Annotated in this window: 21 protein-coding genes and 1 other RNA gene; 14 read left to right on the top strand and 8 right to left on the bottom strand. The window is 40.9% G+C overall.

The features are described from left to right. Positions 1-19: 19 nt before the first annotated feature. Genes NYF15_RS09405 through NYF15_RS09390 form a run of 4 tightly spaced genes read left to right on the top strand, consistent with a single transcriptional unit; the run spans position 20 to position 4,661 of the window. Positions 20-718, top strand: a complete 699-nt coding sequence (locus NYF15_RS09405; RefSeq protein WP_371353396.1) for a molecular chaperone — start codon at positions 20-22, stop codon at positions 716-718. Then, the gene (locus tag NYF15_RS09400) at positions 718-1,416 is read left to right on the top strand and encodes a hypothetical protein (protein ID WP_237119429.1); all 699 of its coding nucleotides are present in this window, start codon (positions 718-720) and stop codon (positions 1,414-1,416) included. Before NYF15_RS09405 ends, NYF15_RS09400 begins: the two co-directional genes overlap by 1 nt. A 1-nt stretch (position 1,417) precedes the next feature. Next, on the top strand, positions 1,418-3,823 hold the full coding sequence (locus NYF15_RS09395; RefSeq protein WP_371353395.1) for a fimbria/pilus outer membrane usher protein: 2,406 nt from the start codon (positions 1,418-1,420) through the stop codon (positions 3,821-3,823). Continuing rightward, the gene (locus NYF15_RS09390; RefSeq protein ID WP_130151295.1) at positions 3,813-4,661 is read left to right on the top strand and encodes a hypothetical protein; all 849 of its coding nucleotides are present in this window, start codon (positions 3,813-3,815) and stop codon (positions 4,659-4,661) included. Before NYF15_RS09395 ends, NYF15_RS09390 begins: the two co-directional genes overlap by 11 nt. Here NYF15_RS09390 and NYF15_RS09385 read toward each other — a convergent pair. Further along, positions 4,642-5,232 carry a LuxR C-terminal-related transcriptional regulator gene (locus NYF15_RS09385; RefSeq protein ID WP_130151296.1) on the bottom strand — a complete coding sequence of 197 codons (591 nt, stop codon included), beginning with the start codon at positions 5,230-5,232 and terminating at the stop codon, positions 4,642-4,644. The two genes, NYF15_RS09390 and NYF15_RS09385, sit on opposite strands and share 20 nt — an antisense overlap. A 513-nt stretch (positions 5,233-5,745) precedes the next feature. Between NYF15_RS09385 and NYF15_RS09380 the strand changes: the two genes are divergently transcribed. Further along, the gene (locus tag NYF15_RS09380) at positions 5,746-7,968 is read left to right on the top strand and encodes a TonB-dependent receptor (RefSeq protein ID WP_371353394.1); all 2,223 of its coding nucleotides are present in this window, start codon (positions 5,746-5,748) and stop codon (positions 7,966-7,968) included. A gap of 46 nt (positions 7,969-8,014) precedes the next feature. Here the strand turns inward: NYF15_RS09380 and NYF15_RS09375 are convergent, their stop codons facing one another. Continuing rightward, a complete protein-coding gene (locus NYF15_RS09375) occupies positions 8,015-8,383 on the bottom strand; it encodes a hypothetical protein (RefSeq protein WP_062570582.1) in 369 nt (122 codons plus the stop codon). A gap of 50 nt (positions 8,384-8,433) precedes the next feature. Here NYF15_RS09375 and NYF15_RS09370 point away from each other — a divergent pair, with 50 nt between their 5' ends. Next, entirely contained in the window at positions 8,434-8,997 is a 564-nt protein-coding gene (locus tag NYF15_RS09370) for a GNAT family N-acetyltransferase (protein ID WP_371353393.1), read from the top strand. 54 nt (positions 8,998-9,051) lie between these two features. Beyond that, positions 9,052-10,710 carry a gamma-glutamyltransferase gene (ggt, locus tag NYF15_RS09365; protein WP_371353392.1) on the top strand — a complete coding sequence of 553 codons (1,659 nt, stop codon included), beginning with the start codon at positions 9,052-9,054 and terminating at the stop codon, positions 10,708-10,710. Positions 10,711-10,777: 67 nt separating this feature from the next. Here ggt and tyrP read toward each other — a convergent pair whose 3' ends face one another. Then, positions 10,778-11,980 (bottom strand): tyrosine transporter TyrP, encoded by a 1,203-nt coding sequence (gene tyrP, locus NYF15_RS09360; protein WP_205989555.1) that lies wholly within the window; start codon positions 11,978-11,980, stop codon positions 10,778-10,780. Positions 11,981-12,379: 399 nt separating this feature from the next. On the opposite strand from tyrP, the gene NYF15_RS09355 reads away from it, so the two are divergent. Next, positions 12,380-13,285, top strand: coding sequence for a DMT family transporter (locus tag NYF15_RS09355; RefSeq protein WP_371353391.1), 906 nt, complete (start codon positions 12,380-12,382; stop codon positions 13,283-13,285). 25 nt (positions 13,286-13,310) lie between these two features. On the opposite strand, the gene NYF15_RS09350 is transcribed toward NYF15_RS09355, so the two are convergent. Continuing rightward, entirely contained in the window at positions 13,311-14,189 is an 879-nt protein-coding gene (locus tag NYF15_RS09350) for an OmpA family protein (protein WP_371353616.1), read from the bottom strand. A 216-nt stretch (positions 14,190-14,405) separates the two neighbouring features. On the opposite strand from NYF15_RS09350, the gene rnt reads away from it, so the two are divergent. Beyond that, positions 14,406-15,077: a ribonuclease T gene (gene rnt, locus NYF15_RS09345; RefSeq protein WP_130151302.1), complete on the top strand. Its 672-nt coding sequence runs from the start codon at positions 14,406-14,408 to the stop codon at positions 15,075-15,077. Here the strand turns inward: rnt and NYF15_RS09340 are convergent. Then, positions 15,061-16,686 (bottom strand): DUF342 domain-containing protein, encoded by a 1,626-nt coding sequence (locus NYF15_RS09340; RefSeq protein WP_371353390.1) that lies wholly within the window; start codon positions 16,684-16,686, stop codon positions 15,061-15,063. The two genes, rnt and NYF15_RS09340, sit on opposite strands and share 17 nt — an antisense overlap. A gap of 276 nt (positions 16,687-16,962) precedes the next feature. On the opposite strand from NYF15_RS09340, the gene ssrA reads away from it, so the two are divergent. Next, positions 16,963-17,320: a transfer-messenger RNA gene (gene ssrA, locus NYF15_RS09335) on the top strand. Between the two features lie 85 nt (positions 17,321-17,405). Here the strand turns inward: ssrA and NYF15_RS09330 are convergent. Beyond that, the gene (locus NYF15_RS09330; protein ID WP_371353389.1) at positions 17,406-18,122 is read right to left on the bottom strand and encodes an enoyl-CoA hydratase/isomerase family protein; all 717 of its coding nucleotides are present in this window, start codon (positions 18,120-18,122) and stop codon (positions 17,406-17,408) included. 199 nt (positions 18,123-18,321) lie between these two features. Here NYF15_RS09330 and NYF15_RS09325 point away from each other — a divergent pair, with 199 nt between their 5' ends. Next, a complete protein-coding gene (locus tag NYF15_RS09325; RefSeq protein ID WP_193988940.1) occupies positions 18,322-19,086 on the top strand; it encodes a sulfite exporter TauE/SafE family protein in 765 nt (254 codons plus the stop codon). Here NYF15_RS09325 and NYF15_RS09320 read toward each other — a convergent pair. Next, complete coding sequence (locus tag NYF15_RS09320) at positions 19,079-19,717, bottom strand: SDR family oxidoreductase (RefSeq protein ID WP_371353388.1); 639 nt, start codon at positions 19,715-19,717, stop codon at positions 19,079-19,081. The genes NYF15_RS09325 and NYF15_RS09320 overlap by 8 nt on opposite strands. Positions 19,718-19,874: 157 nt before the next feature. Here NYF15_RS09320 and NYF15_RS09315 point away from each other — a divergent pair, with 157 nt between their 5' ends. Continuing rightward, complete coding sequence (locus tag NYF15_RS09315; protein ID WP_371353387.1) at positions 19,875-21,332, top strand: OmpA family protein; 1,458 nt, start codon at positions 19,875-19,877, stop codon at positions 21,330-21,332. A 26-nt stretch (positions 21,333-21,358) separates the two neighbouring features. Here the strand turns inward: NYF15_RS09315 and mnmC are convergent, their stop codons facing one another. Continuing rightward, positions 21,359-23,392, bottom strand: a complete 2,034-nt coding sequence (gene mnmC / locus NYF15_RS09310; RefSeq protein WP_371353386.1) for a bifunctional tRNA (5-methylaminomethyl-2-thiouridine)(34)-methyltransferase MnmD/FAD-dependent 5-carboxymethylaminomethyl-2-thiouridine(34) oxidoreductase MnmC — start codon at positions 23,390-23,392, stop codon at positions 21,359-21,361. 180 nt (positions 23,393-23,572) lie between these two features. Between mnmC and fabB the strand changes: the two genes are divergently transcribed. Then, positions 23,573-24,787: a beta-ketoacyl-ACP synthase I gene (gene fabB / locus NYF15_RS09305; protein ID WP_062570633.1), complete on the top strand. Its 1,215-nt coding sequence runs from the start codon at positions 23,573-23,575 to the stop codon at positions 24,785-24,787. A gap of 160 nt (positions 24,788-24,947) precedes the next feature. Continuing rightward, positions 24,948-26,069, top strand: coding sequence for a 4-phosphoerythronate dehydrogenase (locus NYF15_RS09300; protein WP_371353385.1), 1,122 nt, complete (start codon positions 24,948-24,950; stop codon positions 26,067-26,069). The last annotated feature ends 27 nt before the right edge of the window (positions 26,070-26,096 follow it).

Here is a 26,096-nt window from a genome sequence, read left to right as displayed (position 1 = left end):
CTTTTTTATGGGAGATCATATGCGCTTTTTAATCATATTTTTGACTTGTTTTTGGTCATTACATAGTTATGCATTCCAAGTTCAGCCCATGGTTGCTGAGTTAAAGCCTTCAGGTTCAAATTCACAGCAAAGAATTAGGGTTATGAATAATTCAAATGAACCATTAACTATTGAACTCACAGCGTTTGATTTAGAAATCAACAAGGCGGGCGATGAAGAGCTGAAGCTTAACGAGGAAGATTTTTTGATTATTCCTATGACGACAATCGTTCAGCCTGGAAAAACACAATCTGTATTGGTCCGCTATATTGGTGATCCCTCTATATCAGTATCAAAGTCGTATCGTATAGCTGTTGATCAAGTTCCTGTAGATATTAATGAAATTAAACAATCTGGTGTTGGTATGTCGGTAAGTTTTAGAACGCTGTTTAATGTCGTACCAGAACAAGCAACTGCTAAGTTATTAGTAAAAGAAAAGCAGTTAGAACAAGCGGGTGTTTGGAAAATATTACTTGAAAATGAAGGTGACAAATTTATACGCCTTTCCCAAGCAAAGTGGCTCTTTAAAAATCAAGAAGAGCAGCTTTTATTAGAAGGTGAAGAGCTCAGTAAAGCCTTAAGTGGCAAGCTATTATTACCACACTCTGAGCGTGAGGTAACTATAGAAGTACCGGCTAAGTTTTCACCGCAAAATAGTCAGTTAGAGGTGCTATTTTAATGCGCTGGTGTTTGGTTGCTTATTTATTTATGTCGCTATCTTGTTTTGCTATAGAAGTCACCCCCATGGTGCTTACTTTAGATCCAACGATGAGCTCGCAACCAGCATATAGCAGGGTAAGAAATACGTTAAACCGTGATTTAGCGTTTGAAATAGAAGTGTACGAGGTTGACTTTTCAAAGAAGCAGCCTCAATTCCATTACCTTGACGAGCCACCGATCTGGGTGTTTCCACCCACGATTTACCTTACAAAAAATGAACAGCAACGCATTCAGTTTCGCTGGAACGGTAATACCCCTAAAACAGATAAAACATATCAAGTTACTTTGGTTGAACAAGTTGTGTCTGGGCAAACAAGCGAGGTATCGCAGCTAACAATGTTATTAAACGTGAATATGATTGTGCACGTACATCAACAAGCGTTTGAGGCTAATTTAGTTGTTGAGAATATCAACTGTCTTGAAAAACAATGTAGTTTTGATGTTCGTAATTTTGGTGATGGGGCTTCACGTCTAAGTGAGTATGAAATAATTATTAGCTCCAAGGATAAGCCGCAACTAACTTTTGATAAACAGCAACTAAAAGCATTGGGCTACGATGTTTTCTTTGCGCCTTCTGCCATCTCTCATGTTTCTATTCCAATATTAAAAGAAGGACATGTTGATTTAACTTCTCCTACAGTCATTTTGAAAAAGTAACATGCGTGCTTATATTTGCTTTGTTTTCTTCGTTTTGGCTGCACCTATATATGGGCAGATCAATCCTACATCAGAGCCTATTGAATTAACGGTTGATACACGGATTAATAAAAACACGATTGGCAGCATTACTTTGATTGTTACACCAAAGGATAAATTAGTGCTGAAGTGGCCTGAGATTGAGCCGCATTTTGCGCCAATTTTATTCGCGCAAAGCCTAGAAAATATTGCCAAGCAAGCTAACTCACAACAGCTTATTGATGTTGATAAGTTAGAAAAGATAGGCATTGAAGTAACGTTCTCTATGCTCGATTTTAGTTTAGATATAACTGTGCCACTTTCAATGACAAAGCCTAAAAGTCTAAGTGTTATATCGTACCGTCAAGGCTTAAAACCCACAAAACCAGCCTCCGTGAGCGGCTATTTAAATCTACGCTCTAGTTATTTGTATCAACTAGATAAAGAACGAGATTTAACGCAAAGGCAACTGACTGTAAGACCCGAAGGAGTTATAAACTTTCACAGTTGGGTATTAGAGAACGAAGCCGAATATGAGTCAAATGATAAAAAAAGTAACTTTAAACGTCTTGGGACACGTCTGATACATGATTTACCTGAGCAAGGGATGCGCGTTTCTGTTGGTGATAACTATAGTTCTGGAAGTTATTTTCAATCAACTACTAGAATGCTAGGGCTATCGCTTGCTCATGATTTCTCTCTTGTTTCTGACCGGCCGATTCGTCCAAGTGCATCACAAAGCTTTACGCTTGAATCTCCCTCATCAGTTGAGGTGCTTGTTGATGATCGTTTAGTACAACGTTTGAATTTAGCAGCAGGTATTTACTCATTGAACGATATCCCGCTTGACGAAGGTAATAACAATATTGTGCTGCGAATAACGGATAGCGCAGGTGTGGTTCGATTGGTTAATTTTACAGTGACCACAGGTCTAGATTTGTTTGCACAAGGGCAGCTGGAATATGAGGTCCATTTAGGTTTTCCAAGCTCACTACGAGATAAATTAACTTATGCTTGGGAAAAACCACTACTGTCTTCGTATTTAGATTATGGTGTAACACCAAGTTGGACTATAGGTATGTCGGCACAAGGAAATGAAGATGCTCAGCAAGTTGGTTTAAAACAAATCTATGCCACACCACTAGGTCAATTAGCTTTTGAAAATACCTTGAGTTTAAATGATAGCAATGGTTATGCCTATCGCCTAGTTTATAGCACGTTTAATGACCCATCATATAATGGCATAGACTTTACATTGGGCTATGAATACACAAATCGAGATTATCGTAGGCAAAGTTTTTCTGGATTACAAAGTGACGGGTTAAGCCAAAGAGAACATTTTATTCAAGCTAACCTCAATATTGTGTCCGAAACGAGAATGCAAACATCCTTGTACTCCACGTTTTCACGACGCCATGATCAAGCACAGTTTGATAAATCAGCAGGTCTTGTGCTCTCTTCAGAGCTATTTAACCATCAATGGCGTTATTCACTTGGAGGGCAGTGGGAAGATATAAATGCACAGTCGCAATGGGGGTTTAGTGCCTCTATTACTTATAAGTTTTCAAATACGCGACGGGTGAAGCTTAGTCATCAATCTAAACGTGATAAGACTCGCTTTGAGTTTAATCAAGATGGTAATCAACGATATGTAGGAGCATTGAGCGTTCGATCTGGACTTGAAAGGAATGAGCTAAACGAAGCTATTTTTGATCTAAATACCCAATATAATGCTAACCGTTTTCTAGCAAGTTTTGATCACGGAACTTATTACAAACAGTTAAACTCGCGTACAGCCTATCATCAAAGCCGCTTAAGTGGTGCTGCAAGTCTTGCATTTGCAAATACAAGTTGGACTGTTGGAAAGCCAATTGAAGATAGTTTTGCCTTAGTATCTGCTCATAGTAGTTTATCCGGCAAAAAGATCAGTTTAGGTAGAACAGAATCGCAATACAGAGCAAGTAATGCTGACTTTAATACAATATTACTCAGTGATATCAACGCTTACGATAATTCCACAGTGACACTTGATGTCGATGATTTAGCGCCTGGTTATGATATTGGGGCGGGTGCAATCACATTTTACCCTTCATACAAGAGCGGCCATGTTGTGACCGTTGGCACCGATGCAAATATTTCTATCATTGCAACGCTGAAAACAACTGAAAACGAGCCTTTGGCATTACAAGTGGGTACTGCAAAATGTATTGATGAAGAAGCGGCGGAGCCTCTTACATTCTTTACCAGTAAAAGCGGACGTTTTGCTTTAACAGGTCTTAAACCTTGTCAGTACCAGATTTCTTTGAAAAGCGTCACTCACAAAGCGCTTTTAATCGACGTTATAAAGGGTCAACAATTACAAAGAAAAGGAGTTATTTATGTTCAGTAAAATGCGTTTAGCTAAAAAAGTGATACTAATTTTCTATGTTATGCCCTTATGCAGTTGGGCAACATGTGATGCGACAATAGAAAGTATTCAGCAAGGTGTTGATAACCTCTCTGGGTATCATTCCTTACAACGAACGGACGCTGAAAAACAGCTCACACTTTATACGACAGCCACTGATGATTGCACACTTTATGTAGCTTTAAGTAGTGAAAATAACTTCCAATTTATCGGGCAGTATCAACATATTCCTTATCATATTGCCTCTTCAAGTTCGCTATTGAGTGGTCAAGTAAGCAGATTAGCCGTAGAAGACGGTCAAAGTAGCTTTGCGCTTAGTATAGCGGCTGGTACACCCGTCAAGGCAGGTCAGTATCGTGACCGGCTAACATTACAGTTAATGAATGAAAATTATGAGGTGTTGGATGATTATGAACTTAACGTTGATGTGAACATACCTGCCAATGTGTCCTTGTCATTGTTAGGTTTCAGTAGTTCACACAACGTTGTTAATCTTGGAGAGCTAATTGCGAATAAAGAATATACGATGTTACCCACACTGAAAGTGGTTACAAACGCAGATGTCGCTATAAAAGTTGATTCCGAGAATAAGGGGAAGTTAATACACACTCTCTATCAAAGTCGCTTTAAGATTGACTATTCATTGATAATGAATGAAAGAAATATCGATCTTAAACAGCGCTCAGTAAAAACATTTTCGTTTTCGGATCAAACTGTTTTCTTATTACCTCTAAAAATAAAATTGGCTCAGTTTCAGAACCAAGCTGCAGGGCATTATTCCGATACAATTAGGTTTCAAATTAGTCCGCTGAACTACTGAATTTACTTAAGTTTTTTTCGCACCATTGCAGAGCTTTTTGCTTATTTTTAACATTTATCTTTTGATAGATTTTATGTAAATGAACACGCACAGTTGCTTCACTGATGAACAGCGAATCTGCAATTTGTGGGGAGCTTGCGCCACTCCAAAGTAAATTAAGAACTTTAATCTCCTTAAAGGTGAGGTTATTAGATTGCAAAGTTGTTTTTTCTTCAGAGGCAAGTAATTCCCTCATCCATGTGTCAGACACTGTTCGTGGAAACCATAAATCTCCTTTTCCAATCGCTTCTAGGCCTTGCTTGAAAATATGCTCCTCAGTACCTTGGTAAAATAAGCCTTTTAATTTTGGCCATTCTTTAAGAGAGGTCACATCTGCATCGTAAGGAATATTAAAAATCACAAGATTAGTGTAACCCCGTGCGTTCATAAATTGAGCTATCATTTCTTGTGTTGTAAGTATATTAAGGGAATCAAAATTTATAAGTAATGTTTCACTTTCATCAGCAACACAATAAGATAGAGAACACACAGAGTAAGGCTTGTTGTTTTTTCTATTAACGAGATTATCCATATCCACACCAGTATTATTAATTATCGTAAAAATATAGTTTTAATCAATGGTTTTCAACTATTAGATTGAGACATTATGATAGTTAAAAAGTACTGGTGTTTAGCTGTTTTGACTATTTTTGTAATAAAAATATAAATTTTTTTCTGGATCAAGAGGTAAAATATTCCTTTTATTTCTGCAAATGATCTCTTAAAACCTTGTACTGTTAAGCAATTACTCTATTATTAATTTTGGTGATGTTTTGTTTTATTAGTATTCATGAGGGATATTCATATAAGCGTTTATTTTAGTTTAGTTTTCTAATGCGTTATGTTTAGTTGCTTCATCTGAACATGAAACAAAAAGAGGTTTTTTTATACACTTTTTCATTAAATTTAAAAAAATTATACATGTTTTCACAAAACTGACATATAATATCCTTCCAGAGGAAAGATGCTTAATGCTAAGCATCTTTTTTTATGCCTAAATTTCACAGGCAAAAAAAACACACACACGGTATCCTTTGGAGTTTTAATGAAATTACGTCATCTCTCACAAATAAGTGTTGCGATACTCGCAGCCTTATCTACATCAGCGTTTGCTGAGCAAGAAAAAACCACCGCTAAACAAGATGCTTTTGAAAAAATAGAAGTAACAGCGCGTAAGCGTACCGAAAGTATTTTTGAATCACCAACAGCGGTTTCGTCAATAGGTGAAAACCTAATTGATAAAGCGAATATGAGTAATTTGGAAGACATTGGTAAGTATGTACCAAATTTGAATATTACGCGTTATGGCGTTGGTAATGCTGCACATGCATCTGTATTTATCCGTGGCATAGGTTTGCAAGATCATGTGATCACCACAGATCCTGGTGTCGGTGTTTACCTCGATGGTGTTTATTTAGGTCGTCAAATGGGCTCAAACCTATCACTACCTAATGTTGATCGTGTTGAAGTGTTACGTGGCCCACAAGGTACGTTATATGGGCGCAACACACTTGGTGGCGCAGTAAACATTATTACTAAGCAACCAGGTGATGAAGGTATCGTTACAACAACAGCTAAAGTAGGTAGCCGCGGTCGTTTAGCAGGTGATGTTTATTTCAATAACAGCTTAACTGATACGCTTAGTATGTCGGCAAGTGTGTCATATAAACAGCGTGATGGTGTTGGTGAAGCTATTAATCTTGCCAATCCAGAAAAGGAGATCGGCGAAGAGCAAGAGTTAAGTGGCCGTATGGCACTTAAGTGGCAGGCTAGCAATGACTTATCGTTAACTTTCTCTTTAGATGGTGTTGATAACGAGTCAGGCCAATCACCTTACACTATTGAGCTTACAAGTCCGCTTGATGCAAGCGATCCATTTAACGGCGATTTCCCGTTATTGACAGCAGACATGCTACCAAGCGATCCAGATGATTTGGCAACGACTGTAGCAGGTATCGAGTCAACGGCTTATTCCGGTTGGGGTACGTCACTTATTTCTGATTGGGATATCAACAATACTTATACCGCTAAGTTTATTACAAGTTATCGTACGTCAGAGTACGAAGGGGGCCTTGATGATGACGCTGTCGCACTCAACTTATCAGAGTTTCCTGAAGAAGGTGGTGCAGATCAGTACTCATTTGAAATTCAGTTGAATGGTAGTTTCGACAATATGGACTTCGTTTCAGGTTTATATTTCTTTAATGAAGACGGCTTCACCAGCTCTGGTCCATTTGTATTTAGTCCATTTAACACGCCTAATGGGTTATTAAATGACGGTGTTACTCCATCATTTGGCGACTATGGCTTTTTTGATATTAACCAAGAAACAAACTCGTATGCAGCGTACATCAATGCAAGCTATGATCTGACTAATGAGCTGACAGTAGGGGGTGGTCTTCGTTATTCAAAAGATAAAAAAGAGGCTGATGCACTTTTCCCTTCATTCCCATCACGTAAGTTCGTGAGCGCAGATTTTGATGCTGTAACATGGGATATCAACGCCTCGTATCAACTGTCAAATGACATGAACTTGTATGGTCAAATTCAAAAAGGCTATCAAACAGGCGGCTTTCCTCCTCGTCCATTTGGCGGCCCAGATCAATTTGTATCATTCGATGAAACTAAAGCAATTAACTATGAAGTGGGTCTAAAAGGACAAGTACACGAAAATATCTCAATGATGCTAGCTGTATTTGTAACTGATTACACTGATTTAGCGCTACCATTTTCAGATCCAACAGCTGGTGGCGGATTTGTCACGATTGTTGAGAATGCTGGTGAGTCTAAAGCACAGGGTATTGAACTAGAAACAACTATAGCCATCACTGACGATTTTACTCTGCGCAGTGCCATAGGTTACCTTGATTCAGAGATCACAGAAGTGGATGATGGCGTAATGGGGATCGGTAAAGGTGATTCTCCAGCTTTGACTCCTCGATGGACCGTGATGCTTGCACCTTCTTATTTCATGGATTTAAGTAATGGTGGCACATTGGCTATTAACGCGAACTACTCATATCGCAGCGATATGCAGGGTCAATCTGTGTTTAATCAAAGCGAACACATTGAGTCACGTGAACTTGTAGGTTTCAATATTTCTTACTTAAACCCATACGGTGACTTTGAAGTAACCTTGTATGGCGAAAACGTATTGAATGAAGTTTATGATGTGGGTCGATTGCAGCAATCGGGCTTTGTCGGTGTGATGCGTAGCAATGACCGTAGTGAGTTTGGTCTTAAATTCAAAAAAGACTTTGAACTATAGTCTAACCAGTAAAATAAAAGGGTAAGCAGTTGCTTACCCTTTTCTATTAATTATTGCTTTCTTGTTCACGTTTTTCACGTGCTTCTCTAAGCTCTTCAGCAAGTTCTCTTGCTTTTTGCTTCGTTTTTTCTGATAGCTCGCCAGCAGCTTCTTTGCTCTCAATCCATGCATCAATGGCAATTTCTTTACCGTCATCATACATGTTTAAGCCCATCTTTTTACTTTCTTCCAAAAGCTCTTGTAAAGATTCATCATTAAACTCATTGGTGGTATCTTTTACTTCATCCCACGCATCGTTTAGTGCTTGTTTTACTTCTTCTTTAGCTTCGGCAGCGTCCTTTTTAGCTTCGTTGGCATCTTCGCAACCTGTTAAGGCTACACAACCTAATAAAACTAAGCTTGCTAATTTATTCATATTTTCCTCTAATGGTTCATGAACATTCAAATAAGTATAAGCAATTAAAAATGAACATAGCTAGAACAGAGCGTCTGAGTTTTAGGTTAATGAATGAAAATGATGCGCAGCTACTTTATGAGCTTGATAACGACCCTGATGTTATGAAGTATTTAACACGAGGCAAGACCTCCTCGTTGCAATCGATTAAAGACATATTTATTCCACGTTTGAATGCCTATCGTAATGAACAAAAAGGATGGGGGTTGTGGCAAGTGAATATCACTCAAAGTAATACGTTTATAGGGTGGGTGCTAGTGAGACCCATGGGCTTTTTTGAACAGCCTGATTATAGTGACCTAGAGATTGGTTGGCGATTTAAACAAATAAGCTGGGGCAAAGGTTACGCATCAGAAGCTGCACTTGCTGTTGCACACTCAGTAAGCCAGTTTAAAGAGGTCAAATCCCTGTCTGCAACAGCATTAAAGGATAACCTAGGTTCAATAAACGTAATGAAAAAACTGGGCCTTAGTTTTGTAAAAGAATACCAACATAGTGATGAGCACGGCGAGTTACCCGCAGTGCTTTATTCATGCTCAAAAGAGCAATTAGCGCCTTTGAGCGCAACTCATTGATTTGCATGCTCTGGCATGTATTAATGCTTAAAATAAAATCAAAAAGGAAGTGTCATGCCAAATTTAACTAAGTATGCGGCTGGGTTATGTGTAGCTACCGTGTTGTTTTTTCACACATCGTTGTTTGCTAAACAAGCAGCGGTTGCCATGCCTGACAGCTACAGCAGTGAAACTGCACGAACCATTTTAGAGCAAGGGGGAAATGCTGTAGATGCCGCCATTGCTGCTCAGTTTGTACTAGCTGTTACTCTACCAGAGGCAGGAAATATTGGCGGCGGCGGCTTTATGCTGATCCAAAAAGAAGGCAAAGGGGACTTTATCGACTACCGTGAAACAGCACCGGCAGGGGCTCATCGCGATATGTATCTTGATGAAAAAGGTAATGTGATTGATAACATGTCTGTGTATGGTATTCATGCAAGTGGCGTTCCCGGTAGTGTGGCGGGTATGTGGTTAGCACACCAGAAGCATGGCACGCTAGAATGGAGGGCTTTAGTTGAGCCTGCACTAAAGCTCGCTGAAGACGGGTTTATTGTTCATCCAAAGCTTGCAGGGAGTATCGAGCGCTATATTGCACGCATGGCGAAAAAATCGGTTAAGGTTAATTTTGCTGATTATTTTGCCGATGCAAAAGCCGATAAGCTTTTTAAACAACCAGAATTAGCGGCAACCTTAAAGCGCATTCGTGACCAAGGTAAAGCCGGATTTTATGAGGGGGAAACGGCTAAAATTATTGCAAGCTTTATGAAGCAACATGGGGGGATCATTACCGAGCAAGATTTAAAAGCGTATCAAGCAAAGTCTCGCACACCTATAAAGGGCAAATGGCGTGACTTTGAAGTATTAACATCGCCGCCGCCAAGCTCTGGTGGTATTGCTATTTTGCAATGGTTGAAAATGTATGACCTTGCCAAACCTAAAGAGCCGCTTGCGCATAACTCAACCACTTATGTACACATACTTTCTGAGGTAGGTAAACGTGTTTTTGCTGACCGTGCAGAGTACTTAGGTGATCCAGACTTTTATGACGTACCAAAAACAGCTTTATTAGCCGATAGTTACCTTGCAAAACGTGCAAGTACCATTCGCCCTGATGCAATTTCCACGACCGAGAATATTAAACCTGGGCTTCATGAAAGTGAGCAAACCACGCATTTTTCTATTATGGACAAGTGGGGGAATGCGGTTGCGAATACTACGACAATAAATTTAAGTTTTGGTAGCGGAGTCGTTGTCTCTGGGGCTGGGTTTATCTTGAATGACGAAATGGACGACTTTAGCGCCAAGCCTGGAGTGATGAATGTGTTTGGTGCTCTAGGCGGAGAAGCAAACGAGATCCAGCCTCATAAACGCATGCTAAGCTCAATGACACCAACCATGCTATTAAAAAATAATAAAGTTAAAATGGTGACGGGCTCTCCAGGTGGTACAACTATTATTAGTTCAGTTTACGAGTCTATTTTAAATGCTGTTGAGTTTAATATGTCTGCAGAGCAAGTCGTAAATAGCCCACGATTCCATCATCAATTATGGCCAAAGAATGTGATTAGGCATCATAGCGGTTTTGAGCCAAGTGTAGTAAAAGCGCTTGAGAAAATGGGCTATACACTCAATGAACGTCGCTTTGGTGATATGCATGTCATTATTAACACAGAAGGTAAGCTAGATGCTGCCTCTGAAGCATCTGGTCGCGGTAAGGCCATGGTGTTTTAGCTCGTTTCATGGTTTACAACATACAGTAAAAAGCACCCTCGGGTGCTTTTAGTTGAAATTGGCTTGTTTAACCAATAGCTGGAATAAGTCCCGCCATTTGCGCGCCTTGAGCACTGATAATCAACACACCAAATAATGCAGCTAATACTAAACCTATATTTCCGCCCTTAACTTGATATCCCGTATTAGAGTGACTGCGGCGTTGTTTATAAACCATAGCAACAGGTAAAAATACGGCTAAGATCACTAATGCAATGGCGGCATAGCCTAGCGCCATAATAAAACCTTGAGGATAAAATAAGGCAAACCCCAAAGGCGGTAAAAAGGTAATTAATGCGGTTTTAATTCTATCTTTACTGCCGTCACCTTTTTTGAAGGTGTCTGCAAAAAAATCAAATAGGCCTAAGCTTACCCCAAGAAAAGAGGTCGCCAGTGCTAAGTCTGCAAAAATGTTAACAGCCGTCGCTACGTGAGGGCTGTGTGCAATGCTTGCAACACTACTTACAAACCCAGGCAATCCCTGGCTTTGCAGTAAATCACTTTGACTCATCATTCCTTGGCTTAAAAGTTGCCAGAAAATATAAATAACAAGGGGCAGAGCAGCACCTGCAATCATTACTTTACGCAGTGTTTTAATATCTAAGCCCACGTATTTCACAATAGACGGAATAGAGCCATGAAAACCAAATGAGGTAAACACCACAGGAATAGCAGATAGAATCAGGCCTTGCTCAAGCGGCATTTCGAGTAAATGCTGACCATGAACATAAGGCGTAAGCATATAAAACAAGCTCGCTAACACACATACTTTGATGGTAAACAGCACGCGATTAAGCTTATCGACCTTACTGGTGCCAAGCGTGACAACCGTGCCAATCACAATTGCCAATACTACCGAGCCAACTTGTGGTGCTAAAGACATTGATAGACCATTGTTGAGTTTCTCTTGTAGTTGCGCACCGCCTCCTGCGATATACGCGGCACATAACGCATAGAATAAAAACATAACTGAAAAATTAGCCACCCACTGTCCTCGCTTGCCCAGCCAAGACTTTGCGAGTGTGTTGAGTGTGGCGTCTCTGTCGGCATACTGATGCAACTCCAGCATAAGTAGTGCGGTGTAGGTCATTAAAGCCCATGTAATGAGTATGAGTGATAACGCTGTTGTGAAACCAAGCCCTGCGGAGGCGATGGGCAATGCCAGCATCCCTGCACCTATGGTGGTGCCAGCAACAATTAACATGCTGCCGATTGTTTTATTTTTAAGCACTTCTTGCCCCTTAAACTTCGTGAGAGGCAAGCAAGATATAACTTGTTTCATAAAACTTAAATAGTTTTGTTATAAATCAAAGAAATTAAATGTAACTTATGATTTACAAGTGCAAACCTAGTGTGAGTTGGTGGCTGAATTTTATTCAATAAAGTTTATCAACACGTATTGACAAAACCATCATTTAGTCGGATTCTTAATGTTCTTCAATTTACTTTTGATAATTATGATGCAGCTAAATAACCGACCAAATAATTGTAATTCGCGCCTGCTAACGTCAGTCGTGTGGTCAGTTATGCTCTGCGGTTAATAAAGTAAATATTACTAACCGCGTTCAAAGCGGTTGGTTATTCTCTCTAATTTTCTTCCGCTTTTTTCGCCTCTTAAAGGAATAAGCGTGTGCCTGTAAAAGCCTCATATTTTTTCATGGTGGTTATTTGGTCTACAACCCCATTAGGTATTGTTTGGAGTAGTGAAACTGTTGCTCCTACCTTAGCAGTACTATTACGTATGCTGGTGGGGTTAGTGCTGGCTGCTTTCGTGGTTGCCGTGGCTAATATTCGTGTGCCTTGGCACCGTCGTGCGTTATTTTTGTACGGCTATTCGAGTATCGGTATTTTTGGCGGTATGCTACTTAGCTACATGGCAGCTAAAACTGTTCCATCAGGGTTAATTTCTTTGATGTTTGGTTTGGCGCCTATTTTATCTGGGCTACTAGCCCAAAAAATCCTTAACGAACCTAAATTCAGTGGCATAAAACTCGCCTCCTTAGGGTGTGCATTAATAGGGCTGTTTTTAGTCAGTCAGCGTCATATTCAGGGGGGCGTAGAGCAGTTTAGTGGTCTGTTATATGTTTTCATGGCGGTATGTTTTTTTAGCTTGAGTGGTGTAATGATCAAGCGGGTTAAAATAGCGATTCATCCGATGGCGACAACGTTTGGTGCTTTAGTTTTTGTAACTCCTTTATTTTTTATTACATGGTTAGTTGTTGATGGGCAGTTTAATAGCCATATGTGGAGTGCAAAATCGTTGTATTCAATTATTTATTTGGGTGTCTTTGGGTCGCTCATTGGCGCATTAGCTTATTTTCATGTATTGCAAAAGTTAAACGCTAGTACGGTGGCACTAACTACCCTTATTACGCCTAGTTTTGCAATTGCCATTGGTGGAATACTTAATAATGAAACAATAGATCACGCACTTATTGTCGGTGCAACCATTATTATGTTGAGCCTTGCTTGTTTTCAGTTTGGAGATAAGTGGCTAAAACGCATTAAGCGTGTAAAGCCAGTAGGCTTGGGGTAGGGGAGTGATAGCCGAATAATGGCTATCATATTTTTGCGATTTGAATAACTAAACGACGGTTTTTATTACGGTCTAAAATGTTGTCATTGCTCGCAACATGACGTTTTTCGCCATAGCCCTCGGTATCGACTTTGCTTTCATCGATACCCAAAGCAACAATGTACTCTTTAATCGCTTTGGCACGCTTTTTAGACAGCTCAAGGTTGTTCCAACGACCGCCGTAACTGTCTGTGTATGATGAAATTGAAATAGAAGCAATGCCAGTATCGTGTTTTAGGTACTCGGCAATTTTCTCTAATCGTTTTTGTGAGGCTTTAGTTAGCTTACTGGTATTTGGTTCGTAGTTCATAACCGTGAACGAAATATCTTCAAAGCTGTATGGCAACATAGAATCGCGGCATTGTAAAAACGCCCAATAAGCTTGCTTAAAGTTAACACTTGATAGGCCAACGGCAATTTTGTCGGCAGTATTTTGCCAATCTTGGTAGTAAAAGGTAGGTTGGTAGCCTTTTTCAAGCTCTGTAAGCATTTCCCATGCTGTTTTATTTCCGAGCTCGCCATCAAACTTACGCAACAGCTTCATATTTGCAATATCGCGGGCGGGCAATCCTGCTCGCCAACGAGGCGGAACCGCTTTTAAACCTGCAATACTATAATTATCTGGGCGTACCACCATATCAAGATTAAAATTTACATCTTTATTTTTACTGGCAGCTGTACTGAAAATGGCTTCGCCATAATAGGGAACTTCATGATTTAGTTGGCATTCAAGACGCGACGTTTTAACCATTTGCCAGTTTGAGGTATCGGCAGTTGCTGCATACTCACGCATGGCACCAGTAGCATGCACACTGGCGAGCAAGGTTAAAAGGCTTAAATTTAAAGAAAGTAATGAAGGCTTCATCACAGGTATTCTCCAACTGATCATTAATGCCAACTATTTGGCATTTTATTGCTTTAACACCCCAAAAGCTGAGTTAATGAGGGGAGTCGATAAATATAAAGCAAGTACTGTGCCTAAAAACGCAGTGAGAATCTGCTATTTCATCATATTTGCTCTAGCAGAGCCCCCTTGGTTTTTGACATAATAACCAGCTTACACAGGCAAACCAAGAAGACTATGGAAAATACTGAACAAACTCTTTTCGCAAAACGCTTTCGTGGCTTTTTTCCCGTTGTGATTGATGTTGAAACGGCAGGTTTTAATAAAGACACCGATGCGCTATTAGAAATCGCCGCCTCGATTTTAAAGATGGATGACGATGGCGTATTAAGTATTGACCATACATTACACTTTCATGTTGCGCCATTTGAAGGAGCAAACATTGAACAAGCTGCTATTGAATTCAATGGTATTGAGCCATTCTCTGCATTACGTGGTGCTGTGCCTGAAGAAGAAGCAATAAAAGAAATTTGTAAAGCTGTTCGCAAGGCGCAAAAGGCCGCGGGTTGCCAGCGTTCAGTTGTTGTTGCACATAATGCGGCATTTGACCATGGTTTTTTAAATGCTGCGATTGAACGATGTAAAATTAAGCGCACCCCATTTCATCCATTTGTGAGCTTTGATACGACCTCATTGGCGGGGTTAGCACTGGGTCAAACTGTGTTAGCGAAAGCATGCCGCGCAGCGGGTATTGAGTTTGACAATAAACAAGCTCATTCAGCCCTTTACGATACAGAGCGCACCGCAGAATTATTTTGTTTAATCGTCAATCGCTGGCAGCAATTAGGTGGTTGGCCGTTACCAGAGCAAGCCGATACGGCCGAACAAGAGACTAAAACGTCTGAGTAATTTTACCTTCTAAATAGCGCATCAAACTAGGTGGGTAAATACGTGAAAACTGTTTACTCTCCTGGGCTATTTTTAGCTCGACACCCGGGTGCATAAGCTCATTGACCTTTAAACGACTAGTGGCCAGTAAGCGGGCAATTTTAAGCTTTACCAATTGTTTCTTTTTCTTTGTATTGGCCGTTTTTATTTTAATTTGTTGCTCACTTGCTGTTATTTTATTGATGTAGTGTTCGCGTTGAGCGGCATCAGGTATTTTGTTAGCTTTTTTACGAGCTTGTTGAAGGGCACTGGCCTTAGTTGCCAGTAACTTTTCAAAATCACTGATTTGTTGCTGTTTTTGCCTTAAGTCATGCCAATACTGAGCGATGAAAACACGGGTTTTTGTACCCGAGGGCGCACCCAGTTCACCAGTTTCAATACGCATTGCATCTAAAATGTTACCACCAATAATTTTACCGCGCGGATTATTTGCCTTACCAACACGAATGAGCCTGCGAGCACTTAAATCGCAATGTAATGCTTGACGTTCGATAAACAGATCTTGAGAACTTTTTATATGACAGTATTGCGCGTAACCAATTGAAATTGTGCGTACAGCCTCAATATTGCACGTAAAGGCTTCGTTATTTTCGCGCTTGCGACCTATTGCCCCTAACATAATAGTGATTTCGCTTTTACTCTCAATGGTGGCTGACTCCACAAAGCCTAATACGGTGATATCGCCCGTTGCTTTAACACGCATACCATCTTTAACGTCACCACTTATGATGACGCTGCCATCAAAATCAACGTGACCTGTGCTAACATCAACATGATGAAAACATAAAACATCATCGACGCGCATACCACGAGGAAGCGCAACAGGCACACCTTTAGAGTCAGCAATCAACATATTACTGTTGATAGGGTCAATACGGGTGCCTTCAAAGGGCTCAAGGGGGAAGTCTTTACCCGCAGAGGCTGGTAACACATCACCACAAACAGTGAAACCATTCTCACCAGCGGTCGCTGGAATACGCTGCATAAGCGGCGTACCAGGGTTTACTGTAATAATGGCGCCTAAATCACGCATATCGACCTTTCCGCCAGACTTAGCTTGTGGGCTCAACACTCTATCTTGTGCAGTAGGGCATAGCCGAACGAATTTTGCATCGTTGCCATCTTTAGGCATACGACCGTGGGCAACAATTGCACTGTAATCTGCACCTGCAGGTTGCTTAAATTGCTGCCCTAAAAAGGTATCAAGAGCACGAAGGCTTACCCCTTTTTCTACACCTGCCTCGGCCAAAGCGGCTTGGGCATCGTCCATGCTGATTATTTTTCCACCTTTGGCTGTTGTTAAACTGGCTTCTGCAACCATATTTTTTTCATCAACACTAATTGCTATTGACGCGTCTACCGCTTTGGCAATGACAAGTGAGTGAGTATTATGTTGGCTACTTGGTGTGAATAATTTGCCTATATTTGCGTCTATTAGCTCAAACTCAGCATAAGAAGATTGTTCGAACAGCTCTAAAAGCTGCGAACTGGTCACCGGAAAACCAGCATCACGCGGGTGCTCAAGCAAAGAGACATATCCACTTTGCTCATCGAACGTAAACATCGACATTTGGGGAGTCCTGAAAAAAGGCCTGTTATTATTATTGTTCGTTGCTACGGAATTATTTTTTATATGAGGTAACAACAGGCCTATTTGAGCACAACTTTAGTATTATGTTAAGAACTTGTATGCGCCAAATGTGAAATTTTGTATAAAAACTGACTTTTCCTGCTGGATTTTTCATCATTCAAAGTTGCCTAGCAAAAATATCCTGATTAATGCCTTGAGTATAAATAGATTACTCAGTTATACTGCACCTACACTCTGAATGAGATATCAAATTCAGGGGCTGATTAGGATTCGACGGAATTCAAGACGCCCGAGGTGCATGTCGAGGTGCGGTTGGCCTCGTAAAAAAGCCGCAATCTAAAGTAATCGCAAACGACGATAACTACGCTCTAGCGGCATAATAGCCCGCTAGCACTTCTCCGGCGCATTCTTGTGGGCCCGGTTCTGAAGTGTCACCCTACACAAGATCGCGATGGAAACCCTGGCCGGGGTTGAAGCGCTAAAACTAAGCGGCCTCGCCTTTGCAGATCGTGTTCGTCCGAGCTGTAAAGGTTAACTAAAAGACGATACTAAGCATGTAGTACCAAAGGTCGAGGCTTTTCGGACGGGGGTTCAAATCCCCCCAGCTCCACCAAATATGAAAAGGCTGCTCTCAGAGCGGCCTTTTTTATTGCATAAAAACCTCTAAACTTGATAGTTTAGAGGCTCTCTTATAAGCATCACACAACCAACTGAACGGCATCAATAATCGGTTTGTTTTCTATCTCTATGGTGTCGATGATGTGTTTGTGTAGGCGTTTTTTGTGCTCGGCAAAAATAGCGCGTTTTTTATCAAATTGGCTGGCAAATTCAAGGGCGGTATTAAATAAGCTGTCGCTGTCTGCGCAGGCTTGTTCGATTATATGATCTTTTGCAAGTTCGCATGCGGTTACTCGGCGGCCTGTGAGCATCATTTCGTTAAAACGATAGTGTGGAATGGCTTTTTTAATAAAGGCGAGCATGCCTGGTAAAAACGGAATTGATAAATCAACTTCTGGAAAGCAGAAAAAACCACGGTTGCTTTGCATAAATCTAAAATCACACGCGCAGGCTAATATAGCGCCGTTGCCAAACGCATGCCCATTGATGGCGGCAATTACCGGCATCGGAAATAGTAATAAACGCTTAAATACTGCATCCATTGCGTGCATAAAGCCACTCACTTCGTCTAGCTTTTGTGCTTTTAGAGCGGGCATTAGCCAGTCTGTGTCTATGCCTAGGCTCCATGATTTCTCATCATTTGAAGTAATAACCAGTGCTTTGTGTGCAGGGTTGGCTTCAATGTCATTTAGGCAGTTTAAAAATGCCTCTGCAAAAGCAGGGTTGTGACGATTTTCACCTGCGGTCATGGTGAGTATGGCCACAGAACCTTGTGTTTTAACGTTCATTAATTCCATGCAGGATGCTTTCTATTTTATCTTTGAGTGTGCTTAGTTATATACCATCAGCAGATGAAAATAAACCTCTAGTCCGACCAGTTGTATGTATTTAAATTGATTACCTTTTAGTCTAGGTAGGTGTTTAAAGAGTCGTTTAACTTAGTCGGGCATGTTAGTTTTGAATCAAATAACATAATAAAGCGACGTAATGGAATTAATGAGTTGGGAATTATTAGGTGGTGAGTTATTAAGTCCGATCAGCACAATTGTATTGATTGTTGTAGCCGGCTTTACATCGATGATCTCCGCTGCGTTTGGTGCGGGTGGTGGGTTAATGTTGCTAGTGATTATGGCGTCAATGCTACCTATGGGGGTGGTGATCCCTGTACATGGTTTAGTGCAGCTAGGTTCTAATGCGAATCGCTTTTTATTTACCTTTAAACATATTGATGCAGCGATGTTTATATACTTTTCATTAGGCGGTGTATTGGGCGCGTTAGTGGCATCGTCTATTGTGACATCGATCCCGCTAGAGCTAATGAAGATTGTTGTGGCTGTGTTTGTGTTGTATTTACTTTGGGGCGTAACCCCAAAACTGAGAGAAACATCAAAACTATGGCGAGTGTTTGCAGGGCTTTGGACAAGCTTTACTTCGATGTTTGTGGGAGCAAGTGGCCCACTGGTTGGTAGTTGTTTATACGTGAATAATTACGATAAGCTTAAGTTTACAGCCACTTTTTCAAGCTGTATGACGGTTCAGCACACGCTAAAAGCGATTTTATACGGTGCGGTAGGCTTTGCATTTTGGCAATGGCTACCTTTGGTGATATTAATGATTTTAAGCGGTGCAATAGGCACATGGCTTGGCCTAAAATTATTGCACCGTATTTCGTCCGACAAATTTAAAAAGATTTTTCGTTTAGTGTTAACTGTGCTTTCCCTGCAACTTGCTTGGCAAGGAATAAGCTACGCACTTAATTAAAAGCAGGTAATTCACTTAGTGATTTATCGCCATTAAATAGCTCAAAAACCTGTGAGCTTTTAGACTCTTTAGTCGCGATATAGACTAACGCATCGGCAACGTCTTCACGATTAATAACAGCGTCTTGACGTGTCGCTGGTCGGGTTGTTGTAAACACTCCTGTGGCCTTATCATCTAGCAACGTACCTGGTCTTAAAATGGTGTGATTTAGCCCACTTTGTATGAGGTGTTGATCAGCCATGTGTTTAGCTACTAAATAGGGCTTAATGCTGCTTTCGATGTTGTCTGGTGCATCTGCGCCAATTGAGCTCACCATAATAAAATGATTCACTTTGGCATCCACGGCATAATTTATAGCTTTAACTGCGGCCCATAAATCAATGAGTAGTGTTTTGTCTGCACCCGTTGCGCCACCTGAACCCGCACTAAAAATCACTTGCTCTATTCCCTCAAATGCACGACTAAAGTCGTTTTCAAGGTCTTGCTCAACAATGGTTAAATTATTGTGGTCAATATTGGCTAGCTTGTTTTTATCACGAACCAGTGCCACCACATCATTGCCTTCGCTCAGCATTTTTTGAGTGGTCATTTTACCGATTTGCCCACTAGCACCTATGATTAAGGTTTTCATTTCAAACTCCTTCTATCTATTGGGTAATTTTTGTCGTTAACTAAAGACCTTGGGGTATCTATTTATTTTTAAAGGGGGGTAAATCAAACTTTGAATTAAAAAGTAAATTTTGGCATAGTCTAAATCAGGTACATGGATATTTTAAAAAGGACTCAAAGTGAAAACATTTTCGAAAGCCTTAGTATTACTAACGGCCATTTTTAGCTATTCAATCTCGGCAAAGCCCCTTATTTCACCTTACCCAAACAGTGAACTTGAAAGCTCAATCAATTTAGCAGGCGAGCAAACTAAATTGGTGAGCCAATTTGATATGACCCAAAAAACAGCAAATCGCTTTAGTTATATCGAGCATATTGGTGATGTTAGTCATAATTTATATGAAATTAAGAATGTGGCTACCCTTAAAGTGATTGAAAACTATAAAGCAGCACTCGTGGCAGACGGCTTTAAAATAGCTTACTCATGTGAACTTGAATCATGTGGTACAAGCAGTGATTTTGCTGACACAGTGAGCTATTTCAATCCATATAATTACCACCGTAAACCTTATTATGTTTATGCAACGAAAGGTGAAGCCCCAGACTTTGCAGTGGCGGTTTTTGCTGGTCAATATCAGAATAAAACCCGTGTTATGGTTTCTTCCGTGGCAGTAAAAGAGATTGAAACAGGGTTAATTAAAGCGGATGCAGCTGGCTTTGCAAAACAGCAAAATAACAACGTAGCTAAAGCAGCAAAAGATGATGAAAGAGGCTCTAAAGATCACCCATTATTAAGCCGTTACCTTGGTAGTTATATCGAATCATATGAACAGATTGACTATGAAGAGTTTTCGTTGCCAGTTGGTGCATTCGATACAAACACTAAACAATTACCTGTTGAAAAAGTGACAGGGGACATTACCCGCATTACCTATGTAATTAGGCAAGTATCAACACTTAAAATTTATCACAACTATGTGTCAGCATTGACGAAAGAAGGCTTTGAAACGGTGTTTAGTTGTGAGCACCAAACCTGTGGCAAGGACAGAAAAGCAATACAAGCGCTCGGCGATCATATAGCAATAAAACAGGTGTACAACTATCACCGACAGCCTCGCTATCAGCTGATGAAAAGTACAGTAGAGAATCAAACAACGTATGTCGGTTTTTTTGTTGGTAATTACCAAGGTAACACGCGTGTTCAACTTGTTGTTATTCGAACTGAGCCATTACAAGAGGGCCTAGTTAAAACAAACCCCGATCAGGTATTAAAGCAGCTAGAGCAAAAAGGGAAAGCGGCTATTTATGGTATTTTCTTTGATTACGACAAAGCAGATATTAAGCCTGAGTCAGCGGAATCATTAAAAGTGATTGCTGATGTTTTAAATAAAAATAAACGTTTAAACCTGTACGTGGTTGGCCACACCGATGATAAAGGTAGTCCTGAGTATAACTTAACGCTGTCATCCAAGCGTGCCAAAGCCGTTGTTAAAGCACTTGTGGGTCAATACGGTATTAAAGAATCGCGCTTAACAGGCTATGGAGTAGGGCCCTATGCACCTGCTGCAACCAATAAAAACGACTTAGGTCGTCAGCTTAATAGGCGAGTAGAGCTTGTTGAACGGTTAACTAATTAAACATGGTGGGGGCTTGCAAGCCCCTGTTAAATTTTATTGCGAATAAGATCACGCACTATAAAGCGGGCAGGGTGAATCGCTTGGCTCACTCGCTCGCTAAATGGTCTTGGCTCATCACTCAAGCAGGCAATTAAATGCTCGGCACATAAAGGAGCGCTACAGAGTCCTCTTGCCCCAAATCCTGTAAGTATATGCAGCCCTTGCTGAGGTTTTTCTAAGGTTTGGTATTGGTAGCGTTTACCTAGCCTTAAATTAGCAAATGCGCTGCTGTAATCACTTTGCTCTGCCCATTCACCAGCCATGGGCAGATGATCAATAAAGGTACATCTTACCGCGGCTTTTGCTGAAGTTATCTCACCTAGGGTGTTGGCAAACTCGCTGTTTGGGTAAAAGCTAAGTAATTGCTCGCGGTTTGTTTGGTTGTCTTGCTGTTTTATTTCGCGGCTTTTCGAGTTTTTTTCAAATGTCGCTCCCATGCAGTGATGGCCTTGATACTCAGGCGTAAAATAACCTTTGTGACAGAGCACGGTCTTTAAGCGCTTTGAGGATGCGCTTGCTTGAACATGTGAAACTTGTCCTCGAACGCCTACAACGGGTAATGCTTGAGTTTGGCTAAATTGGTCGCTGTGCTCACCTGCACAATTAATCACATCGCTAAATGGGCCAAATGTTTGCTCTTGTGTATGTAAAAGCCAACCTGCGGCGGTTTTTTCGAGCTGTTTAATATGGCAATTAAAATGACTGCTAATCGTGCTTAGTGAGTTGGCTGCATTAAACAGTGCCGTTACAAGTGCGGGTGGGTTCACCCAGCCGCCTTTTTCAAAAAATACACCTGAATAGCCTGTGTCAACACCAGCAATTTCATCACCTTCGCAGGCGCTAACATTACGCATTAGTTCTGTTGGCCAGAGCTCTTTATTGGCAAGGTTTTGATGCTTATCGGCAAGGCCTTGTTTTACTGCATGTTGTAACACACCACACCATTGGTGAGGGTAGTCAAAGCCAGCATCAAGTAATTGCTGATAAAGGCGCATAGCATATAAAAAACTATGGGCAAACATTTCGCTATGCGGTGAGTTTTTGGCTTGTAGGTGCGGGTAAACAGCGCCCTGAACATTATGTGAAGCGCCCATAGCAAGCGCTTCATCTTGACAAAATAATGAGGTAGTAATCCCTCTTTTAGCCAGTGAATACAGTACGCTGCTGCTAGCTATACCGCCGCCAATCACAGCCACATTGTTTAACATGCTCGTCTGGTGAGAAAAAAAAGCAGGGGCAGATTGTTGCTCATTTGACTCTGTTAATTCGCCAATGAGCATTTCACGTTTTTTACCATAGCCCTTCGCTTTGCCTATTGTAAAGCCAGCCTCTATTAAACCACGTCTTACAAATCCTGCTGCGGTGAAGGTAGCAAGGGTGGCTTTACTGCGCGAAATAGTGCGCATTTTATTAAATAGGCTCTGTTGCCACATATCGGGGTTTTTACTAGGGGCAAAGCCATCGAGATACCAAGCATCAATGATACCTTCACTTGAATAGCTCATAGCATCAATGCTGTCTTGTACATCACCAAAGTAGAGGTCAAGCACAACACGGCCATTAGCAAACTCGAGCCTGTGACATCCCGCTAAATTGATAGGGTAGTTTGCAATAAGTTGTTCACTATAAAGGGCAAGCGTAGGCCATGCCTTGAGTGCGTGAATAAGATCATCACGTTTTATTGGGTATTTTTCAAACGAGATAAAATGCAGGCGGCTAACACTTTTTTTACCACTATGGTCGTGTTGATTTTGAACTTCTCGCTCTGCATGCTGCCTATCAAGGTGAGCAGCAAAATGCTGCCATGTGTTTAAAAAGTTAAGCCCTGTACCAAAGCCCGTTTCGGCAATCACAAAGTGGTTGCGGTCATGATTTTGTAATCGTTGCGAGATATTGTTTTGTTGATAAAACACATAATGCGATTCAGCTAAGCCATCGTCATTGGAGAAATAAACATCGCCAAATTCATCGGCGACGGGTGTACCAAGGTGATTAAAATGAATATTTGCGTTTTTGATCATGACTTAACTAAATAACAACGAACTTTTTTTCATTATTTTACGTGTTTTCTTTGAAATAGTCTGGCGTTATTTATAAGCTAAACATTCAGAGTACATGTGTACGCTAGAAAGCTGACCACTTCGAGAGTAATTTCAGCGTAAAATAGAACATAATTTAGTATATAGCTAAGGTAATTACCCATGAGAAGAGCCGTTATTACGGGCATCGGTGTTGTATCAAGCATCGGTAACAACAAAGAAGAAGTATTAGAATCATTAAAACAGGGTCGCAGTGGTATTGCGTTCAACCAAGAATTTGCTGATTACAACCTACGTAGTAACGTATCTGGCAAAATCGATATTGATGTCAAAGAATTTGTTGATCGTAAAGCAATGCGTTTTATGGGCGATGCGGCTGCATATGCCTATATCTCTATGGCACAAGCAATTGCAGATGCAGGCCTTAACGAAGAGCAAGTTTCGAACGAACGCACAGGTTTATTAGTGGGTTCAGGTGGTGGTTCATCTAAATGGCAAGTAGAAGCCGCAGACATCCTACGTGAAAAAGGTGTAAAACGTGTAGGCCCGTACATGGTTCCACGTACAATGGCGAGCACGACCTCTGCGTGTCTGGCAACACCATTTAAAATTAAAGGTGTTAACTATTCAATTAGCTCTGCATGTGCGACATCTGCACACTGTATTGGTCATGCGGTTGAGCAAATTCAACTAGGTAAGCAAGACGTTATTTTTGCAGGTGGCGGTGAAGAGCTTCACTGGACACTGGCAATGGAATTCGATGCAATGGGTGCATTGTCAACGAAATACAACGAAACACCAGAAAAAGCATCGCGTACGTACGATGCAAACCGTGATGGCTTTGTTATCTCTGGCGGTGGCGGTATTGTTGTTGTTGAAGAACTTGAACATGCGCTTGCTCGTGGTGCGCACATTTATGCAGAGATCACAGGCTATGGCGCAACGTCTGATGGTTACGACATGGTAGCACCATCAGGTGAAGGTGCTGTACGTTGTATGAAGCAAGCGATGCAAGGTATTGAAGGCGGTATTGATTATTTAAATACACACGGTACTTCAACACCTGTAGGTGATGTAAAAGAGTTAGGCGCAATCCAAGAAGTATTTGGTGGTAACTCGCCAATGATTAGTGCAACCAAAGCTATGACTGGTCACGCATTAGGTGCGGCCGGGGTTCATGAAGCGATTTTCTCACTACTTATGCTTGAAAATAACTTTGTAGCACCTTCAATTAATATTGATGAGTTAGATGAACAAGCACAAGGTTTAAACATCGTGACAGAGCGTCAAGATGTAGAATTAAATACTGTTATGTCTAACAGTTTTGGTTTTGGTGGAACGAACGCCACGCTTGTTATGAGCAAATACAAAGGTTAATTTTATCTTGTTTGTATGAAAGCCGAGCTTTGCTCGGCTTTTTTGTTTTTAAGCACGTCAGTTTTTTAGAGATAACGGCAAAATCCTCAGAGCTGTTAACTATCCGAAAGCTGATTATTTAGTTACAATAGCGCCACTTTTCTGCTTCTCGGACACACAGATGAAAATTCTTGCAGATCAAAATATGCCATTGGTTGAGCAGTACTTTGCTGATTTTGGTGATGTTGAGCGATTTGATGGCCGTAACCTAAAGCCTGAGCAACTTAAAGGGGTTGATATACTTTTAACGCGTTCTGTTACAAACGTAGATAAAGCCTTATTAACTCAAGCAGATAAACTAAAATTTGTGGGTACAGCAACGATAGGTGTTGATCACATTGATACCGATTTACTTGCTGAGCGAAATATTGCCTTTAGCAGTGCACCTGGTTGTAATGCCGTGGCGGTTGCAGAGTATGTAATTAGTAGCCTATATGCTCTAAGCCAAGAAAATGCCAGCTCTTTGCAAGGTAAAACGCTTGGTATTGTAGGTGTTGGCAGTATTGGTAGTTGTTTACGCGATAAACTAAGTCAGTTAGGAATGACACTATTATTATGTGATCCGCCAAAGCATGAAGCAGGTGAGCTACCCAACCATACTGATTTAGACACTCTATTGGCTGATTCTGATATTGTTACTTTTCATGTTCCTTTAGTGAAACACGGCCCGCATAAAACGTTGCATATGCTAGATAAAACACGCCTGAGTGCACTTAAGCCAGGTATGACCATTATTAATGCAAGCCGTGGCGATGTGATTGATAATCAAGCGTTACTTGACGTGTTTGAGCAAGGTGCAAAATTAGACTGTGTGCTTGATGTATGGGAAAACGAACCCACTATATTGACCCCTCTGCTTGATTACGTACGCTTTGTCAGCGTACACATTGCAGGGCATACACAGGAAGGAAAAGCGCGCGGTACGCAAATGCTTTACCAAAAAGTCTGTGAACTAGAAGGGGTTGCAGCGCTTAAATCGTTAGAAGATTTTCTACCAGAACCTATTTGCCATGCAGTCACACTAGGCGAAACATTTAGCTTGGATGATATCGGCCGACTGGTGCATCTAATATATGATGTGCGTCGTGATGATGGGATCTTGCGTAGCAAGCTTAGTAGTGAGGGTTTTGATAGTTTACGTAAAAATTATCCGCCCCGACGTGAGTTTAATACTTTGTCGGTGGCCGCAAATAGTGCGTGTGAAGCTACATTAGCTGCACTGGGATTTAGAATTAATGAATAGAGCATTTGCTTTATTCTCATGAGGAAA

The sequence above is a fragment of the Pseudoalteromonas sp. 68 DY56-GL68 genome (assembly GCF_041414825.1).
Classification (GTDB): Bacteria; Pseudomonadota; Gammaproteobacteria; order Enterobacterales; family Alteromonadaceae; genus Pseudoalteromonas.
Note: the sequence above shows the minus strand (reverse complement) of the source record. Positions and strands in the feature narration are given on the sequence as shown.

Excerpts from the sequence above, each read along its gene's own strand:
- NYF15_RS09405 (WP_371353396.1), top strand. The coding sequence starts at position 20 with ATGCGCTTTTTAATCATATTTTTGACTTGTTTTTGGTCATTACATAGT.
- NYF15_RS09400 (WP_237119429.1), top strand. The coding sequence starts at position 718 with ATGCGCTGGTGTTTGGTTGCTTATTTATTTATGTCGCTATCTTGTTTT.
- NYF15_RS09395 (WP_371353395.1), top strand. The coding sequence starts at position 1,418 with ATGCGTGCTTATATTTGCTTTGTTTTCTTCGTTTTGGCTGCACCTATA.
- NYF15_RS09390 (WP_130151295.1), top strand. The coding sequence starts at position 3,813 with ATGTTCAGTAAAATGCGTTTAGCTAAAAAAGTGATACTAATTTTCTAT.
- NYF15_RS09385 (WP_130151296.1), bottom strand. The coding sequence starts at position 5,232 with ATGGATAATCTCGTTAATAGAAAAAACAACAAGCCTTACTCTGTGTGT.
- NYF15_RS09380 (WP_371353394.1), top strand. The coding sequence starts at position 5,746 with ATGAAATTACGTCATCTCTCACAAATAAGTGTTGCGATACTCGCAGCC.
- NYF15_RS09375 (WP_062570582.1), bottom strand. The coding sequence starts at position 8,383 with ATGAATAAATTAGCAAGCTTAGTTTTATTAGGTTGTGTAGCCTTAACA.
- NYF15_RS09370 (WP_371353393.1), top strand. The coding sequence starts at position 8,434 with ATGAACATAGCTAGAACAGAGCGTCTGAGTTTTAGGTTAATGAATGAA.
- ggt (WP_371353392.1), top strand. The coding sequence starts at position 9,052 with ATGCCAAATTTAACTAAGTATGCGGCTGGGTTATGTGTAGCTACCGTG.
- NYF15_RS09350 (WP_371353616.1), bottom strand. The coding sequence starts at position 14,189 with ATGAAGCCTTCATTACTTTCTTTAAATTTAAGCCTTTTAACCTTGCTC.
- rnt (WP_130151302.1), top strand. The coding sequence starts at position 14,406 with ATGGAAAATACTGAACAAACTCTTTTCGCAAAACGCTTTCGTGGCTTT.
- NYF15_RS09340 (WP_371353390.1), bottom strand. The coding sequence starts at position 16,686 with ATGTCGATGTTTACGTTCGATGAGCAAAGTGGATATGTCTCTTTGCTT.
- NYF15_RS09330 (WP_371353389.1), bottom strand. The coding sequence starts at position 18,122 with ATGGAATTAATGAACGTTAAAACACAAGGTTCTGTGGCCATACTCACC.
- NYF15_RS09325 (WP_193988940.1), top strand. The coding sequence starts at position 18,322 with ATGAGTTGGGAATTATTAGGTGGTGAGTTATTAAGTCCGATCAGCACA.
- NYF15_RS09320 (WP_371353388.1), bottom strand. The coding sequence starts at position 19,717 with ATGAAAACCTTAATCATAGGTGCTAGTGGGCAAATCGGTAAAATGACC.
- mnmC (WP_371353386.1), bottom strand. The coding sequence starts at position 23,392 with ATGATCAAAAACGCAAATATTCATTTTAATCACCTTGGTACACCCGTC.
- fabB (WP_062570633.1), top strand. The coding sequence starts at position 23,573 with ATGAGAAGAGCCGTTATTACGGGCATCGGTGTTGTATCAAGCATCGGT.
- NYF15_RS09300 (WP_371353385.1), top strand. The coding sequence starts at position 24,948 with ATGAAAATTCTTGCAGATCAAAATATGCCATTGGTTGAGCAGTACTTT.